Genomic DNA, 16,787 nt, shown 5'->3' on the forward strand with positions numbered 1-16,787 from the left:
ACGGGGCGGCGTATGATCCAAGTTTCGCCGTAGGCGCTTTTGCTCGAGCTGGCCTGCGGCGCGGGACCAATTCGATCTCCAAAAAAATGGGGCGTGCCCATCTCGCGATGGACACGCCCCCGTCAGCTCAGTCGACCACGATCAGCCGGCCTTCTTGTCCAGGGAGATCGCGACGAAGCGGGTCTGGCCCTTGCCGCTCTTCACCCGCATCAGCACCGCCTTGCGGCCACTCTTCTCCGCCGCCCGAACCTGGGACACTACGTCGGAGGGCGAGGACACGGACTGGCCGCCGACATCGAGGATCAGGTCGCCCTGTTCGATGCCCTTGGCCGCCGCCGGCCCATCGGGATCCACCTGCACCACCGCGACGCCCTGATCGGACAGGCCGACCTGCGCGGCTGGGGCTAGGCCGAGGCCGAGGCGCACTTGGCCGGAGGAATCCTCCTCCACGCTCGCCGTCTTGGTCCCGTCCGTAGGCAGGGTGCCGAGGGTGACGGTGGCCACGTCGGACTTCCCGCCGCGCAGGTAGCTGAGGTCCACCTTCGCGCCCGGCTTCATGCCGGCGATCTTGCGGGACAGTTCGCGGGCGCTGTCGATCGGCTCGCCGTTCACCTTTTCGATGACGTCGCCCGACTTCAGGCCCGCCTTGGCGGCCGGGGTGCCGTTTTCGGTGTGATCGACGAGGGCGCCCTTCGCCTTCTCCAGGCCCAGGCCCTCGGCGATATCCTGGGTCACCGGCTGGATCTGCACGCCGAGGTAGCCGCGGGCGACCTTGCCGTCGGAGCGGAGCTGGTCCACCACCGCCTGCACCGTCTCTGCCGGGATGGCGAAGGCGAGGCCCACACTGCCGCCCGAGGGCGAGGCAATGGCGGTGTTCACGCCGACAACCTCACCGTTCACATTGAAGGTCGGTCCGCCGGAATTGCCCTTGTTGATCGGCGCGTCGATCTGCAGGAAGTCGTCGTACGGACCGGCGCCGATGTCACGGCCGCGGGCCGAGACGATGCCCGCCGTCACCGTGCCGCCGAGGCCGAAGGGGTTGCCGATGGCGACGACCCAGTCGCCCACCTGCGGCGCCGACTTGCCGAACTGCACGTAGGGGAAGTTGCCGCCTTCCTTGATCTTCAGGAGGGCCACATCCGTCTTGGCGTCCTTGCCGATCACCTTCGCGTCGAGGGTCCGGCCGTCGTCGAGCGTCACCTGCACCGTCTTGGCGTGGTCCACGACGTGGTTGTTCGTCACCACGTAGCCGTCGGCCGAGATGATGAAGCCGGAGCCCACGGCGCCGCGCGAGCCGCGACGCTGCGGCTGCATGTTGCCCTGGTTGTTCTCGCCGAAGCGCTTGAAGAACTCGCGCAGTTGGGGCGGGACGTTCTGAAGATTCTGGCCGTTGCCGCCGTTGCTGGGTCCATCGTCGTCGTCGCTCGCCGTATCGTCGAGCTTCACCTTCACCGAGACGACGCCGGGCTTCACCTTGCTGACGATGCCCGCGAAGGAGCCCGGCGGATGCTCGGGCGCCTCGATCGGCGACTTCGGGAGGGCCTGGGCCAGGGCCGGCGTCGCGGCCGGCAGGTAGCCGCCGCCGACGGCACCGCCGGCGATGAGCGCGGCGGCGGCGACGGAGGCGAGGGCGCGGCCGGTGTAGCGGCGGGTCGTGGTGGTCTCGATCATGGAACTCGCTGCCTTCAGAAAATCCTGACGACGCCTGTCGAAGCCGTCGATGGGATCTCTGTAAGGCGCAGGCCCTGACCCGCGCGTGGCGGCGAGATTACGGTTTGGTCAGGTGACGGGGGACCGTCGGCCATGGGTCCGCTGAGCTGCGGCGAGCCCTTCGCGACGGTGGGGGCTGAGGGCAGCACGGTTCGTGCAGCTCGCCGGGGGAGCCCTGTCGCCGCTCTGACGCGTGGCAGCCGGATGCCGGATCCGGCTGCCTTGCGTTCAATGCGTGACGCGGTGATTCCTCCGCGTCACGAAGCCGGGTCAGCTCAGGCGCGCCAGCGCCTCGTCGATCTTCACGAGGCGGGCCGACTCGGCCTCGCGGCGCTCGCGATTCTCCTCGATGATGTCCTCGGGCGCGCGGGCGACGAAGTCGGCGTTGGCCATCTTGGCATCGACCTTCTTGATCTCGCCCTCGGCCTTGGCCTTCTCCTTCTTGAGCCGCGCCACCTCGGCGGCCAGATCGACGATGCCTTCCAGTGGCAGGGCCGCCACGCTGCCGCGCACCAGCAATTGCACGGATTTCGCCGGGGGCGTGTCGCTGAAGGTGATCTCCGACAGGCGGGCGAGGCGCACCAGCGTGTCGCGCCACGCCTCGACCCGCGCCTGGACGGCCGCGTCGGCGCCCACCAGCACCAGGGGGACCTGCGCCCCGGCCGGGACGTTCGTCTCGGAGCGGGCCGAGCGGATCTGCCCGATGAGATCGACCACGTAACCGACCTCGGCCTCGGCCGCCGGATCGGCGAGACCGGCGAGGTCCGGCCAGGAGGCCAGGGCGAGCAGCCCCCGCCCCTCGATGCCCTCGCCCTTGATCGCCCACAACTCCTCGGTGAGGAACGGCATGAACGGGTGCAGAATCTTGGCGACCTGATCGATCAGGAAGGCCACCGTGGCCTGCGTCTCGGCGCGGGCGGCCGGATCGGCCCCCTCCCCCTGGAGGATCGGCTTCGCCAGTTCGAGGTACCAGTCGCAGAAGATGTTCCAGGTGAAGCGGTAGGCCACGCTCGCCGCATCGTTGAACCGGTAGGCGGTGAGGGCCGTCTCGATCTCGGCGACGGCGCGGGCGGCCTCGCCGAGTGCCCAGGTGTTGACGGCCCCCCGCACCGAGCGCGGATCGAAGGCCGCGTCCCGGCGGCACCCGTTGATCTCGGCGAAGCGGGCGGCGTTCCAGAGCTTGGTCGCGAAGTTGCGGTAACCCTGCACCCGGTCGGTGGAGAGCTTGATGTCCCGGCCCTGGACCGCGAGGGCGCAGAGGGTGAAGCGCAGGGCATCCGCCCCGACCTGATCGATCAGCTCCAGCGGATCGACCACGTTGCCCTTCGACTTCGACATCTTCGCGCCGGAGGCATCGCGCACCAGTGTGTGCAGGTACACGGTGTCGAAGGGGGCCTTCCCCGTGACGTGGAGCCCGAGCATCATCATGCGGGCCACCCAGAAGAACAGGATGTCCTTGCCCGTGACGAGGGTGTTGGTGGGATAGAAGCGGGCGAGCTCCGGCGTCTCGTCCGGCCAGCCCAGCGTCGAGAACGGCCAAAGGCCGGAGGAGAACCACGTGTCGAGGACGTCCGCGTCGCGGGTCAGCGGCACGGCGCGGCCGTGCTTGGCCTCGGCCGCCGCCAGCGCTTCGGCCTCGCTCTCCGCGACGAAGATACCGCCTTCGTCATCGTACCAGACCGGGATCTGGTGGCCCCACCACAACTGGCGCGAGATGCACCACGGCTCGATGTTCGTGAGCCACTGGAAGAAGGTCTTCTCGTAGCTCTCGGGCACGAACGTCGTCTGTCCGTCGCGGACAGCCTGCATGGCCCGCTCGGCCAGGGGCTTCACGTTCACGTACCACTGGTCCGTGAGGTAGGGCTCGATGACGACGCCCGAGCGGTCGCCGTGCGGGACCATGTGCGTGTTGGGCTCGATGGTGCGCAGGCGCCCGCGCTCCTCCATCAACTCGACCACCCGCTTACGCGCTGCCGCCCGGTCGATGCCGTGCAGGGCGAGGATGTCCGCCTCCGGCGCGCAACCGGCAAGGAACGCCTCATTGCCCTCGATCAGCATCCGCCCCTCGGGGTCGAGGACGTTGATCATCGCCAAGCCGTGGCGGCGTCCGACCTCGAAGTCGTTGAAGTCGTGGGCCGGCGTGATCTTGACGGCGCCGGTGCCCTTCTCGGGGTCGGAATAGCCGTCGGCCACGATGGGGATGAGGCGCCCGACGAGCGGCAGGCGCACCGTCTTGCCCACGAGGGCGGTATAGCGCTCGTCCTCCGGGTGGACCGCGACGGCGGTGTCGCCCAGCATCGTCTCGGGCCGGGTGGTCGCGACGGTGATGACGTCACCCGTCTCCACCCCGGAGGAGTCCACCACCGGGTAATCGAAGTGCCAGAGGTGGCCCTTGGTCTCGATCTGCTGGACTTCGAGATCGGAAATCGCCGTCTGGAACTTCGGATCCCAGTTCACGAGGCGCTTGTCGCGGTAGATCAAGCCATCCTTGTGCAGGTCGACGAAGGTCTTGAGCACGGCACGGCTCAGGCCCTCGTCCATGGTGAAGCGTTCCCGAGACCAGTCGCAGGAGGCGCCCAGCCGTTTCAATTGCTCGACGATGGCGCCCCCGGACTCGGCCTTCCAGGCCCAGACCTTGTCGAGGAACGCCTCGCGGCCGATCTCCCGCCGTCCCGGCTCCTGGCGCTCCGCCATGCGCCGCTCCACCACCATCTGCGTGGCGATGCCCGCATGGTCGGTGCCCGGCTGCCACAGCACGTCCCGGCCCCGCATCCGCTCGAAGCGGCAGAGCACGTCCTGCAACGTGTTGTTGAGGGCATGGCCCATGTGCAGCGACCCCGTCACGTTCGGCGGCGGGATCACGATGCAGTACGGGGCGGCCTTTTCACGCTCGGGACGCCCGGCGCGGAAGGCTCCGGCCTCCTCCCAGGCTGCGCGGATGCGCGCCTCGACGGAGGCCGGATCGAAGGTCTTGTCCATCATCGCGTGTGTCGGGCCGGAAGCGGGCTGTCTGAAGAAGGCGAGCCCCGCTTTCGGCCGTCAGACGGTCCGCGTCAACATCGGGAAGGCCGTCAGCGGCCCCGCGACACCCGTTCGATCTCGGCGCGCACCAGCCGCTCGACCACGACGGGAAGGTTGTCGTCGAGCCACGACTTCAGCATCGGCCGCAGCATCTCCCGGACGATGTCCTCCAGCGTCCGCGCATTGTTCGACAACACCGTATGCGCCAGCAGGTTGAACGCCTGGCTGACGCTGGCATCGGTGTTCGGGGAGATCAGCCGTTCCGCGACGGGCTCCGGCTGGGGGGCGGGCTCGGGCTGGATCGCGGCGCGGGGTGGCGGAGCGGCGGCGGGAGGCGCCTTTACGGGCTCCGGCTCCGGCTCGGGTTCCGACATCGCCGCGAAGTCCTGGAAGGCGATCTCTTCGAGTTCGAGGGGCACGGGCTTCGGCGGCTCGACGGCCTTCGGGGCGGGCTTGGGTGCCGGCGCGGCGACCGGCTCGGCCGCCTCGGCGAGATCGAGGATGTCGTCCATCTCCGCCGGCTCCGCCTCGGCGGGCTTGGCGGCTTGGTCGTCGGCGATGATTCGGCGGATGGACGCCAGAATCTCCTCCATCGACGGTTCGTGCGCCTTGTCGCCAGCCTTGTCCTGGACCTGGGGGCTTGCTGCACTCATGACGGCGGCGCACTCGAAAACTGGGGAAACCGGAAGGCGGCCCCGCAGGGACCGCAACTCAGTATTTCACTCCCGTTCACCACGACAAGCGGGTCGAGAACACAGTCCTTGGGGAAATCGTCCCCGTGCCCGCAAGATCGGCCGCGCTCAGCGCCCGTCCGGCGTGCGCAGACCGAACCAGAGATCCTTGACCTGATCGAAGTGGATCTTGGCACTGTAGGCCTCGACCGGAAGATTCGTGAAGCGCGCGGTCAGTTGACCCATGGCCTGCACAACGCCGTAGGAAAAGATCACGCGGTCGCGCTGGGCGACGATCAGGTTCACGCGGGAGTTCAGCAGTTCCTGCTGCGCGTTCAGCACGTCGAGGGTGGTGCGCTGGCCGACGCGGGCTTCCTCACGCACGCCGTTCAGCGCCACCTCGTTGGCCTGGACCTGCGCTTGCGCCGCGATCACCTGCGCCTTGGCCGCTTCCAGCCGGCCCCAGAAGTCCACCACCGAGGCGCGGACCTGATCGCGGATCTGATCGACCTGGATGCGGTACTGGCCGACCAGTTCCTTCTGCTGACGGACCTGGGCATAGACCTGGCCGCCCTCGTAGATCGGGATCGTCACCCGGCCGACGATCGAGGCCTGCACACCGGCATCGCCCGGGAAGGCGGTGTCGTAGCGCTGGGCGACCGTTCCGGCCACGCTCACCTGCGGGTAGAGCTGACCTTCGAGCACCTTAACCTGAGCCTCGCCGGCATCGAGGGCATGCATGGCCGAGATGATCTGCGGGTGCTCCTGCAGACCGATGGCCACGGCCGCGTCGAGGGTGGCGGGCACGAACTTGTCGAGGGGGCGGCCCGGCGCCAGGGCGCGCGGCTCGACGCCGATGTTCTGCCGGTAGATGCCGATCGTCGTCCGCAGGGCCGATTCGGCGGCGGCGACCTGGGAGCGCGCCCCGGCGAGGCGGGCCTCGGCCTGCGCCACGTCGGTTCGCGTCACCTCGCCGACGTTGAAGCGGTCGCGGGTCTGGCGGAGCTGCTCCTCCAGCACCTCGACGTTGTTGCGGTTGAGCTCCAGCGTCGCCGTGTTGCTCAGCACGTTCATGTACGCCTGGACGGCGCTGTACAGCACGGTGAGCTCGGTGAAGCGCAGCGTCTCGCGCTGGCTGTAGACGGTGGATTCGGCGCGACGGACGTTGTTGTCGGTCTGGAAGCCGTTGAAGATCGTCTGGTTGACGCTGAGCCCGGCGCCACCGGGGGTCAACGTCTGGTTCACGTTGACGCTGGAGAAGCGGCCCTGGGAGTAGGCCGAGCCGATATCTGCCGACAGGGAGACCTGTGGGCGGTAGCCCGATTGGGCGATGGCCACGCCCTCGTCGGTATAGCGGGTCGTCGCCCGGCTCGCGTTGAGGGAGGGATTGCCGCGATAGGCCCTCGCGAGCGCGCCCTCGAGCGTCTCCGCCCAGGCCGGGCTCGCCGCCAGCGTCACCGCGATCGCGGTGGCGGCCAAGCGGCCACTGCGAAGTGCGGCGCGATGTGCAGGCTTCGAAAGACTCACTGCGCTCAACCTTTGCGGCCCCTGCCGATACAATACCCGCCACGGACGGGGCGGGTATTCGGAGTATCGTACGCTTCCAAACACGCCCGCCCTGGTGGCACCTTAGCTGGAGACTCTTAATCCGGCACGGTCTTCAAAGGGGTCGGAGTCGAATTGGTGGAGAGGTGGCGCATAAAGGCTACACTCTCGCCTGCCTCTCATTTCAATCAGAAGGCGAAGGTCGGCTCGTCCGCGAAGGCCGCCAGGGCCGGGAGCGACGCATCGAACAGAGGGCGCGAGCCGAAGGCATCGCCGGCCCGCACGAAGAGCGTCACCTTGGCACCCTTGGCCGGGCCGAACACGCAGACGAGGCGCCCGCCATCGGTGAGTTGATCGAGAAGAGCCTGTGGACGGCGCTCGACCCGTCCGTTGATGAGGATCGCCTCGAAGGGCCCCTTGCCGGAAAGGCCGTCGCCGAGGGGTCCCTCCACGACCTCGGCGATTCCCGACAGCCGCTCGCGGGCGGCCGCCGCCATCTCCGGGATCGGTTCGAGGGCGGTCACCGTGGCGCCGAGCTCCGCCATGATCGCGCTGGAATAGCCATAGCCGGCGGCGACATCGAGGGCCGCCGTGCCGGCCTCCAGCTTCAGCGCCTGGACCATGCGCCCGAGGACCATCGGGGCCGGGGCGACCCGGATGTCGGCCTCGGCCGCGCCGAGCCGAAGGGGCTGGTCGATATAGGCGAAGGGCTCCTGATTTTTCGGAACGAAGGTCTCCCGCTTCACCGTATCGAAGGCGTCGAGAACGGCATTGTCGTTCACGTCGAAAGTCCGCAACTGGCAGTCGACCATCAGTCGCCGCGCCTGCGCGTAGTCGAGCATCGGAATCCCTGTCCCCGAACCGGTTCGGACGAACCCTTGCCGCAACGCGAGACCGCGATGCAAGCTTGAGCCTTCGCGGCGGGTTTTCGAAGATCGGCCGGCAAAACGCAAGGACGGCGCACCGCCCGCGCTCCGTTCCCTTATTCCCTTCACGGGGCTGACGTTTCACAGTAGGACTGCCGGCCTACTTTAATGACTGGGCGCCATCGACTGATGAGTGGCGCATCCGGTCGAACGATCCAGGACGAAGGACATGGCCGAAAGCAACACGCTTGCGAAAGCGCTTGAGGATGTCAGGCAGCGCCGCGTCGAGCTTCAGGCGGAGCACGAGCGCCTCACCGCCGAATTGTCGAAGCTCCGGCTGGCGGAGCGTTCCCTGGCGGCCATCGTCGAGGGCGCTCCGCTCGCCGACGATTTCGCTTCCGCAGGCGACGAGGACGCTGTCCCCAAGCCCCGCCAGGGTCGTCGCGGCGCGCGGGGTCCCCGCGCCAACTCGGCGAAGGGCCGCCTGCGCAGCATCCTGCTCGGCGCCGGGTCGCAGGGCCTCTCCCAGGCCGAAATCGCGCGCAAGCTGCCGGATGTCGCCCCGGCCACGCTCAACGCCTACCTCAGCACCATGTCGACGAGCGGCGAAGTAATCCGCGCCGGCGACTTCTTCCGCATGGAGCCGGACGGGGAGGCCGAGGGCGACGAAGGGGCCGAGGACGGCGCCCCCGACGAGGATCAGGAATAGGCCGAGCGCGGGAGCGTCAGGAAGATCAGGAGGCCGGAGGCCGTCCGGCTTCCTCCCATCGTCCCCGTGACCGCCAGCGCGGCGGGCCTTGAGACCTTCAGCCCTTCGGCGGCACGCGCTTGTCGATCCAGCCGCCGAGCCAGTCGGCGATGTCCTGACTGTTCTTGTCCTGCATCAGCATGTGCGAATTGCCGTGGATGCCGATCTCGGGAAGCAGGATGAGTTCCGCACGGCTGCCGGCGGCGTTGGCGGTCGTGACGAAGGCCCGGCACTGCGCGAGCCGGGGCGCCCATCGGGGCGATTCGTCTACGTAATCCGCGAAGAGCACGAGGATCGGGAGATCCTTGAAGACGGACAGGTCGTCCTTGGCCGGATCGGGGCAGGCGGCGGGCTCCAGGGCGACGATGGCGCGCAGGCCGGTCCGGTCCAGGGCGGCCACCTGGAACGGATAGATCCCCGATTGCGAATGCGAGATCAGGACCGCGCCCTTGAGGCGCTTGGCCAGTTCCGACAGGGCGGGAACGGTCGGGTTCGGCACCGGCAGGGATGCCGACCAGTCGGGAACCATCTGCTTCCAGAATTCGCCCTGCGCTTCCAGCGGAAACTGCATCCCATCGAAAACTTTGGGATATTCCGGCCCGAACCGGAAGATGGCCCAGGAGGATTCGTGCCCGGCGGAGAAGAGGGGCGGCAGCGTCTCCGGCGCCGCCGCGCCCGTCTTGGCCGCGTTGATCGCACTCGGATTTCCCGCCGACCGGCCCCGCCAGGACTGATCGATCACGTAGGTGGGGAAGCCCTTGCGGACGAAGGTCTCGTCCCAGCCCATCCGGCCGTCCGGGGTCGTCTCCCAGGTCTTGCCGGTGAGGCAGCAGCCATGGATCAGCACCAATGGCGGCCGAGCGGGCGCGACCGGTACCTGGTAGCGGACATAGACCTGATCGACGGTGACGGTGCCCGACGGCGCGTAGGCCGGTACGGTGGAGAGCGTCTCCGATGAGACGTCGCGTCCGCCAACGAAGAAGCTGCCCTGTGCCGACAGCGTGAGGGGCGGCGGAGGTTCTGCGGACATGGCCGGGATGGTCGCCGCGGCCAGTGCCGCCGCACCGAGGATGGATCCGCGCAACGACGTTGTCACCCCTGCCGTCCCCCGCTTCAAAGGCGTTACCCGCCGCAGCGGGGGGACAGGATGCAACGAAAACGATCATCCTGCGAGCCGAATCGGCCCGTCCTTTTGGGCAAGGACGGGCCGGGGCACGCGAAGCGCGGGGCGGCGCGCCCCGCGCGGTGCCGGTTTCAGGCGTGAGCCTCGTCGGCCTCATCGATATCGACGAGGAACACGATGTCGGCCTCGTCCTCGTCGTCGCCTTCCTCGGCGCCTTCGTAGCGCGGGTCGTCGACGAACTCGCCCTCGCCGTCATCCTCGGCCAGGGCATCCTCGAAGATCTCGATCTCGTCCTCGTTGGAGGCGCGAACCTTGAGATCCGCCTTGCCGTCCCACAGCGGCTTGCCGCCGCTCGTCATGGTCCGGATGTCCTCCTTGAAGCCGTCGCAGGTGAACAGATCCTTGGCCGAGGCCTCGTCGCTGTTGATGACCGCGACCGCCGTGCCCTCGATTTCCAGGGTGAACATGGCCGGCATCCTCTCTTCGCCCGCACCAGCACGCGCCCGGTCGGGCGACGTGGCGCGGTGGGCCGCCGGGCCGCGTCGAGCCGGCCCGCGGGTGCACCGCACGCGGTTGCTGTAGGTGGGAAGCCGCCCGGGGCCAAGCCCGGGATGGACAGGAATCGTGCCGGCCGCGCGGCGCCGCGATCAGGCCCCGGCGCCCCGGGCAATCGCCCGCTTCACCACGCCCTGCACCTCCGGGTTGGACAGGAACAGGTCGTGATTGATGAGTCCCCCCGCGTAATCGGAGGCGTCGGCCACGCGCACGCCCAGCGCCTCCAGCTTCGCCCGGTCGGCCGCCCCGGCGCGGGTGCCGCCCGCGATGGCCGCCGAGAGTTCGAGCGCCCGGTCGTTGGTGGCCGAGATCACGGTGATCTTCCGGACATCGGGACCCAGCCGCGACACGCCGTTCGAGAAGAGGTCGAAATCGATATCGGGCGCGGCGAGCACCACCGCGCCGATCCGGGACATGGCCGCCTCGCCTGCCTCCGCCCGCAGCATCCGCAGGGTTTCCAAGGTGAGGAGAGTGCCCATGGAATGCGCGACGATGAAGATCCGGCCCCCGCTCGGCGAGGAGGCCAGCGTCTTGAGAAGATCCTCGAAGGCATCGCGCGAGTACATCGCGCTCTCGCGATCATAGCCGTAATCGAGGGTCGCCGCCGCCGAGGGCCACGTGAACAGGCCGGAGACGCCCTTGAACCGGATCCCGTCGGACAGGCGCGCCGCACTCACCGCCGCCGATTCGAACGATTCGCGGTAACCGTGGACGTAGATCAGCACGTCGCGGCCGAGGGCGGCCTGGGCGAAGGCCTCCGCCGCGCCCGCACCCGTCTCGACCTTCGGGATCGCGCCGATGGTCCAATCCCCCGTGATGACCGAGGACACCTTGCCGAGGAGCGACCGGTCCGGCGGCGACAGGCGCACCTCCGCGAAGCTCAGCCCGCGCCCGCGATCGGAGGTGAACCAGGGCGAGCGCTGCGGATTGCTCGCCGGCTTCCGGGTCGTGGCGACGAGCAGCACCGGCATCACGTCGAGGGCCGATTGCTTCTCCGGCACCTGGGAGCCCGCGGCGATGTCGTCGGTCACGCAGCCGCCGAGCGACGGCGCGACTCCGGCGACGGCGGAGAGGAGGCCCGCGCGAAGCAGGGTACGGCGATGGAGAATCCGAGGCGTCATGATCCGCGACAAGCTCGGGCAGCGATCCGCAGCCCATGAAGCGCGACGGTAAGCCCAGGATCGTGACCAAGGCGGGGCACGGCGGTTCATCTCGCACTGCAAAACGGCAGGCGTGCCGATCCGGCCACATGTCCGATCCGGCATGGCCCATGAAATAGCCCAGTCACGACAACGCGTTGCCGCCCGGCGGTGCCATTCCGGCAAGCTTAACCTTACCGGCCGATGAGGCGGACACGTCGAAAACCCAACCATTCATTGCAGTGCCACCGGCCATTCCTCCACCGGACCGCGAGGTTTCAACGGGAAAGCCCCCCTCGACGGCGGGCTTCGCCACAGCCATGAAGGGGCATGGCTTCTGCGATCGACCTCGATTCCCTCAAGGACAGGCTCCTGGCCGGTGATCGAGCCGCGCTCGCCCGCGCCATCACGCTGGCCGAATCGAAGCGGGCCGATCACCGGGCCGCCGCTGCGAGCCTGATCGATGCGGTACTGCCCCATACGGGCAAGGCGATCCGCGTCGGCATCACCGGCGTGCCGGGCGTCGGCAAGTCGACGACCATCGACGCCCTGGGGTCCAACCTCACCGCTGCAGGCCACCGTGTGGCGGTGCTCGCCGTCGACCCCTCCTCCTCGCGGACGGGCGGCTCGATCCTCGGCGACAAGACCCGCATGGCGCGGCTCTCGCACGATCCCCGGGCCTTCATCCGCCCCTCCCCCTCCTCCGGGACGCTCGGCGGTGTCGCCGCCAAGACCCGGGAGACCATGCTCCTGTGCGAGGCGGCCGGTTTCGACGTCATCCTCGTGGAAACGGTCGGCGTCGGCCAATCCGAGACGGCGGTGGCGGACCTGACCGACTTCTTCCTCGTGCTAATGCTGCCGGGCGCGGGCGACGAGTTGCAGGGCATCAAGAAGGGCATCCTCGAACTCGCCGACATGATCGCGGTCAACAAGGCCGATGAGGGCGAGGCGGAGGCGCGGGCGAACGCGGCGGCCTCGGAGTACCGGGCTGCCCTTCATATCCTCACGCCCGCCTCCGCCACATGGACGCCGCCGGTCGTCACGATCTCGGGTTTCCACAACCTGCGGCTGGATGACCTTTGGGCGCGTGTGGAAGATCATCGCCAGAAACTCGGTGCCACCGGCGAGATCGAGCGGAAACGCCGGGGCCAGGACGTGAAATGGATGTGGGCGCTGGTCCACGAGCGCCTGCATCAGCGCCTCGTGGGCACGCCGGAGATCCGCAAGACGACGGCGGAGGCCGAGGCCCGCGTCGGCCGCGGCGAGACCTCGCCCGCCGCAGGCGCCGCCGCCATCACCGAACTGATCGGCCTGTAGGCGAGGTTCCGGAGGGCTCTGGTCCTCTCGCTCCCCCGCAGGGGGGCACGAAGACCTGCGCGGGCGCTTTGAAAGAAAAACGCCCCCTCCCGGTGAACAAACGGCATCTCACGCGTTCGATGGACGCGGGCAGGACGCGCCTGCGCGGGCGGTCCTCATGGCCGCGTCGAGGAGAGTACCATGGTGGACACGGATCGGATTGTCGGGGGCGCCAAGGATGCGCTCGGCAAGGCACAGGGTGCCGTCGGTGACGCCCTCGGATCGAACCGCGACTCGGTCGAGGGCCGGGTACGGGAGGCCCAGGGCCAAGCGCAGAACGCCTATGGCCAGGCGAAGGACACGGCCCGCGACGTGGCGGACCGGGCCGGCGACTACGCCAGCGACGCCTACGACCGCGCGGGCGACTACGCGCAAGACGCGTACGAGCGTGGCGGCCACTATCTGCGGGAAGGCCGCGCCGCCGTGGGCGCGCGTGTCGAGGAAAACCCGATGATCGCGCTGCTCATCGCGGGCGCGGTCGGCTTCGGGCTCGCCCTGCTCGTCCAGAGCCGCCGGTAGACCGTTTCCGGATCGCCTCGTTTCGCCGTGATGGCGGGTGCAGCGAGGCGATCCGGCGGGCCGGCCCGCGGGCACCGGAGTGGCGGTTACTGTGCCGTCCAGCCGCCGTCCATCGACAGGTTGGCCCCCGTCATCTGGCTCGCGCCGTCCGAGCACAAGAACACCGCCAGCGCGGCGACCTGATCGACGGTGACGAATTCCTTCGTCGGCTGGCCCTTCAGCATCACGTCGTTGATCACCTGCTCCTTCGTCAGCCCCCGGACCCGCATCGTGTCGGGGATCTGCGCCTCGACGAGGGGGGTCCAGACATAGCCGGGAGATATGCAGTTCACGGTGATCTTGTGGGTCGCCAGTTCGAGCGCCGCCGTCTTGGTCAGGCCGGCGATCCCGTGCTTGGCGGCCACGTAGGCGGACTTGAAGGGCGACGCCACCAGGGAGTGCGCCGAGGCCGTGTTGATGATGCGCCCCCATCCTCGCGCCTTCATCCCCGGGATAACCGCCTTCATCGCGTAGAAGGCCGAGGAAAGATTGATCGCGACGATCTGCTCCCACTTCTCGGCCGGAAACTCCTCAATGGCCGACACGAACTGGATGCCGGCATTGTTGACCAGCACATCGACCGATCCGAAAGCCTTGTCCGCCTCGTTAATCATCGTCTCGATCTCGGCGGGCTTGCTCATGTCCGCATTCGAATAGTGGGCGCGCACCCCATACTCCGCTTCGATCGCGGACCGGGCGGCTTCGATGTCGTCGGCCTTGCCGAAGCCGTTGATCACGACATTCGCGCCCTCGGCGGCGAAGGCGCGGGCAATGGCGAGCCCGATGCCGCTCGTTGAGCCCGTGACGACGGCGGTCTTGGTCTTCAATGACATGGCAACCTCAAGCAAGGCGGCGGATCGAATCCGGGGGCGTTCCTGATCGCGCCGCACACGAGGGTGCACCGCGGCCCGACGCCTTGTACCCGCCGCGCGGCCCGGCCTGAAGGCGTGACGCGTGACATCGTCGGCCGATTGCCGGGACCCCGGCGGCCATGCCTGCACCATCACGGTCGCGGCTCGTCGCGGACCACTCGAGGGAGCCGCCGCATCATGTGAGACGGTGCTTTCCGCGGTTGCCTCGCGCGCCACGCTGATCTCGGGGGGATGGCCCCTTTCTGCGCGAAACGATCTAAGCCGAGGGGAACGCCAAAGACACCCGCAGGCCGGGCTCGTTATCGGCCAGGGTCAGCCGTCCCCGGTGCAGGCGCATGACGGCGTTGACGAGACTGAGGCCGAGGCCGAATCCCGGCGCCGAGCGTGACTCCTCAAGGCGCACGAAGCGCCCGAGAACCCGATCGCGCGCCTCGGGGGGAATGCCGAGGCCCCCATCCGCCACGTCGAGGCGGGCGACGCCGTCGCCGCGACGCACGGTGATTGCGATGCGGCCGGGTGCGCCCTCGGCGGATTTTCCGTACTTCAGCGCGTTGTCGAGAAGGTTCGCCAGGGCTTGGCCGATGAGTTCGCGGTTGGCCTCGATGATAACCCCCTCCTCCGCGTCGATCGCGACGGTGAAGCCCTCGTCCTCCGCGAGGGCCTCGTAGAGCTCGGCGACGCCGCGGGCCGTGGCGCCGAGGTCGATCGGCGCCATGATCTCGCTGGCGCTGCCGGCCTCCAGGCGCGCAATCATAAGGAGGGCATTGAAGATGCGGATCAGCCCATCGCCCTCCTCGATCACGGCGTCCAGCGCCGCGCGCAGCTCGTCCTCGGATTTGGCGCCGCGCAGGGCTTCATCGGCCCGGTTCCGAAGTCGCGTCAGGGGCGTCTTGAGGTCGTGGGCGATATTGTCCGAGACGTCGCGCATGCCGCGCATCAGCTCGCCGATTCGCTCCAGCATCCGGTTGAGGTTGGTCGCCAAGCGGTCGAGTTCGTCGCCCGCCCCCGAAACCGCAAGGCGGCCGTCGAGATCGCCGGCCATGATGGCGCGGGTGGTCTCCGTCATGGCATCGACCCGCGCCAGCACCCGGCTCGCGGCGAGATAGCCTCCGATGATTCCCAGGAGGATGACCGCCCCGAGGGATGAGGCGAAGGCCCGGGCGATCACCGCGCGGAGGCGATCGCGCTCCTCCGTGTCCCGGCCGACCAGCAGCCGGAAGCCCCCGGGCAGCGTGAAGACCTGAACGATGGCCTGATGCGAATCGGTGGTGGAGTCGTTGCGGCCGTAACTCACCTCGCTCTGGCCGGGCTTCGCCAGGATTGAGGCCGGGACCGAGGCGACGTTGCCGACGACGTGCTCCCCGTTCGCCGTCGTAACGAGGTAGAGCGAGGCGCCCGGCTCCCGGGAGCGCCGCTCCACGACACTGATCAGCCGCCGCAATCCGCCGGTGTTGTACTGTTCCGACAGGCCGTTGATCTCGGCGTCGATCGTTGAGACGATCTGGTCGTCGAGGACAGCACGGGCATTCCACGCCACGTAGCCGAGGGCCAGGAATGCACAGAGGGCGAAGACGGCGAGATAGGCGAGCGACAGCTTGAAGGCCGTGGTGCGGAACAGCTTGAGGAAGCGTGCACGCAGGGGCTCCTGCTGGGCCGACTCGGCCGGGAGGGCCGGCGTCACTCCAGCGGTCCCTCGTCGGTCCGCAGGACGTAGCCCGAGCCCCGTACCGTATGGATCATCGGATGGGCGAAGCCCTTGTCGAGCTTGCTGCGAAGACGGGAAACATGGACGTCGATGACGTTGGTCTGGGGATCGAAGTGGTAATCCCAGACGTGCTCCAGCAGCATCGTGCGGGTCACTACCTGTCCGGCATGGCGCATGAGGTATTCGAGCAGGCGAAACTCGCGCGGCTGCAACGGAATTTCCCTGCCACTCCGGCTGACCCGGTGGGACAGGCGATCGAGTTCCAGGTCACCCACCCGGTAGCGGGTCTCTTCCGCCGTCCCTGCCGCGCCGCGCCGCCGGGCGAGAACCTCCGTCCGTGCCAGCAACTCCGAGAAGGCGTAGGGCTTGGGCAGATAGTCGTCGCCGCCGGCGCGCAACCCTTTCACCCGGTCATCCACTTGGCCCAGCGCCGACAGGATCAGGACGGGGGTCGTGACGCCCTGCTCGCGCAGCGATCGGATGAGCGACAGGCCGTCCAGTTTCGGCAGCATCCGGTCCACGATGAGCACGTCGTAGTGCTCCTCGCTCGCCAGGGCATAGCCGTCGAGGCCGTTCTCCGCGTTGTCGGCCACATGCCCGAGTTCACGGAACGCCTTCACAATGAAGGACGACGCCTCGTGATCGTCCTCGATGAGCAGGATGCGCATGGCCGAATTCTCTAGCGCGCCGGAAGGCCGGTTCAAATGTGTATCGGCGAGCATCGTGCGCCCCCTCCCCTCTCGCGGCCCTCCGCTGTGGACAGGATCGACACGGTGAGCCCGTGCGAGGAGTGCGATATCGGGGATGACGGCAAGATCGCGACGGCATGACGATTTGGTCATGGTACGCCCGGAAACGCAGAAAGCCGCCCCAAAGGGCGGCTTTCTGCATCCAGGCATCGTGATGAGGGAACGGTAT

Annotated in this window: 14 protein-coding genes; 3 read left to right on the forward strand and 11 right to left on the reverse strand. The window is 68.4% G+C overall.

What is annotated here, in order from left to right:
- Nucleotides 1-141 precede the first annotated feature (141 nt).
- The 5 genes from MFF06_RS22155 to MFF06_RS22175 all read right to left on the reverse strand — a co-directional run bounded on the left by MFF06_RS22155 (nucleotide 142) and on the right by MFF06_RS22175 (nucleotide 7,789).
- A complete protein-coding gene (locus MFF06_RS22155; protein ID WP_238208278.1) occupies nucleotides 142-1,671 on the reverse strand; it encodes a Do family serine endopeptidase in 1,530 nt (509 codons plus the stop codon).
- A gap of 309 nt (nucleotides 1,672-1,980) precedes the next feature.
- Entirely contained in the window at nucleotides 1,981-4,692 is a 2,712-nt protein-coding gene (locus tag MFF06_RS22160; RefSeq protein WP_238208280.1) for a valine--tRNA ligase, read from the reverse strand.
- A gap of 89 nt (nucleotides 4,693-4,781) precedes the next feature.
- The gene (locus tag MFF06_RS22165) at nucleotides 4,782-5,384 is read right to left on the reverse strand and encodes a PopZ family protein (RefSeq protein WP_238208282.1); all 603 of its coding nucleotides are present in this window, start codon (nucleotides 5,382-5,384) and stop codon (nucleotides 4,782-4,784) included.
- Between the two features lie 147 nt (nucleotides 5,385-5,531).
- On the reverse strand, nucleotides 5,532-6,929 hold the full coding sequence (locus MFF06_RS22170) for a TolC family outer membrane protein (RefSeq protein ID WP_370876766.1): 1,398 nt from the start codon (nucleotides 6,927-6,929) through the stop codon (nucleotides 5,532-5,534).
- A gap of 206 nt (nucleotides 6,930-7,135) precedes the next feature.
- Nucleotides 7,136-7,789 (reverse strand): protein-L-isoaspartate O-methyltransferase family protein, encoded by a 654-nt coding sequence (locus MFF06_RS22175; protein WP_238208286.1) that lies wholly within the window; start codon nucleotides 7,787-7,789, stop codon nucleotides 7,136-7,138.
- 253 nt (nucleotides 7,790-8,042) lie between these two features.
- On the opposite strand from MFF06_RS22175, the gene MFF06_RS22180 reads away from it, so the two are divergent.
- Nucleotides 8,043-8,522 carry a hypothetical protein gene (locus MFF06_RS22180; protein ID WP_238208288.1) on the forward strand — a complete coding sequence of 160 codons (480 nt, stop codon included), beginning with the start codon at nucleotides 8,043-8,045 and terminating at the stop codon, nucleotides 8,520-8,522.
- A gap of 97 nt (nucleotides 8,523-8,619) precedes the next feature.
- Here the strand turns inward: MFF06_RS22180 and MFF06_RS22185 are convergent, their stop codons facing one another.
- The 3 genes from MFF06_RS22185 to MFF06_RS22195 all read right to left on the reverse strand — a co-directional run bounded on the left by MFF06_RS22185 (nucleotide 8,620) and on the right by MFF06_RS22195 (nucleotide 11,360).
- Nucleotides 8,620-9,591: an alpha/beta hydrolase family protein gene (locus tag MFF06_RS22185; RefSeq protein WP_238208290.1), complete on the reverse strand. Its 972-nt coding sequence runs from the start codon at nucleotides 9,589-9,591 to the stop codon at nucleotides 8,620-8,622.
- 224 nt (nucleotides 9,592-9,815) lie between these two features.
- Nucleotides 9,816-10,151, reverse strand: coding sequence for a hypothetical protein (locus MFF06_RS22190; protein ID WP_238208298.1), 336 nt, complete (start codon nucleotides 10,149-10,151; stop codon nucleotides 9,816-9,818).
- 180 nt (nucleotides 10,152-10,331) lie between these two features.
- Nucleotides 10,332-11,360 carry an alpha/beta hydrolase gene (locus tag MFF06_RS22195; protein ID WP_238208300.1) on the reverse strand — a complete coding sequence of 343 codons (1,029 nt, stop codon included), beginning with the start codon at nucleotides 11,358-11,360 and terminating at the stop codon, nucleotides 10,332-10,334.
- 348 nt (nucleotides 11,361-11,708) lie between these two features.
- Here MFF06_RS22195 and meaB point away from each other — a divergent pair, with 348 nt between their 5' ends.
- Both meaB and MFF06_RS22205 read left to right on the forward strand, forming a co-directional pair.
- Nucleotides 11,709-12,695: a methylmalonyl Co-A mutase-associated GTPase MeaB gene (gene meaB, locus MFF06_RS22200; protein ID WP_238208302.1), complete on the forward strand. Its 987-nt coding sequence runs from the start codon at nucleotides 11,709-11,711 to the stop codon at nucleotides 12,693-12,695.
- A 180-nt stretch (nucleotides 12,696-12,875) separates the two neighbouring features.
- On the forward strand, nucleotides 12,876-13,253 hold the full coding sequence (locus MFF06_RS22205) for a CsbD family protein (protein WP_238208303.1): 378 nt from the start codon (nucleotides 12,876-12,878) through the stop codon (nucleotides 13,251-13,253).
- Between the two features lie 86 nt (nucleotides 13,254-13,339).
- Here the strand turns inward: MFF06_RS22205 and MFF06_RS22210 are convergent, their stop codons facing one another.
- The 3 genes from MFF06_RS22210 to MFF06_RS22220 form a co-directional block, all read right to left on the reverse strand.
- Nucleotides 13,340-14,125, reverse strand: coding sequence for a 3-hydroxybutyrate dehydrogenase (locus MFF06_RS22210; RefSeq protein ID WP_238208313.1), 786 nt, complete (start codon nucleotides 14,123-14,125; stop codon nucleotides 13,340-13,342).
- A gap of 295 nt (nucleotides 14,126-14,420) precedes the next feature.
- Nucleotides 14,421-15,845 carry a sensor histidine kinase gene (locus MFF06_RS22215; RefSeq protein WP_238208305.1) on the reverse strand — a complete coding sequence of 475 codons (1,425 nt, stop codon included), beginning with the start codon at nucleotides 15,843-15,845 and terminating at the stop codon, nucleotides 14,421-14,423.
- Nucleotides 15,842-16,537 carry a response regulator transcription factor gene (locus MFF06_RS22220; protein WP_238208307.1) on the reverse strand — a complete coding sequence of 232 codons (696 nt, stop codon included), beginning with the start codon at nucleotides 16,535-16,537 and terminating at the stop codon, nucleotides 15,842-15,844. Before MFF06_RS22220 ends, MFF06_RS22215 begins: the two co-directional genes overlap by 4 nt.
- Between the last annotated feature and the right edge of the window lie 250 nt (nucleotides 16,538-16,787).

It is taken from the genome of Methylobacterium aerolatum, from assembly GCF_022179085.1.
Taxonomy (GTDB): Bacteria; Pseudomonadota; Alphaproteobacteria; order Rhizobiales; family Beijerinckiaceae; genus Methylobacterium; species Methylobacterium aerolatum.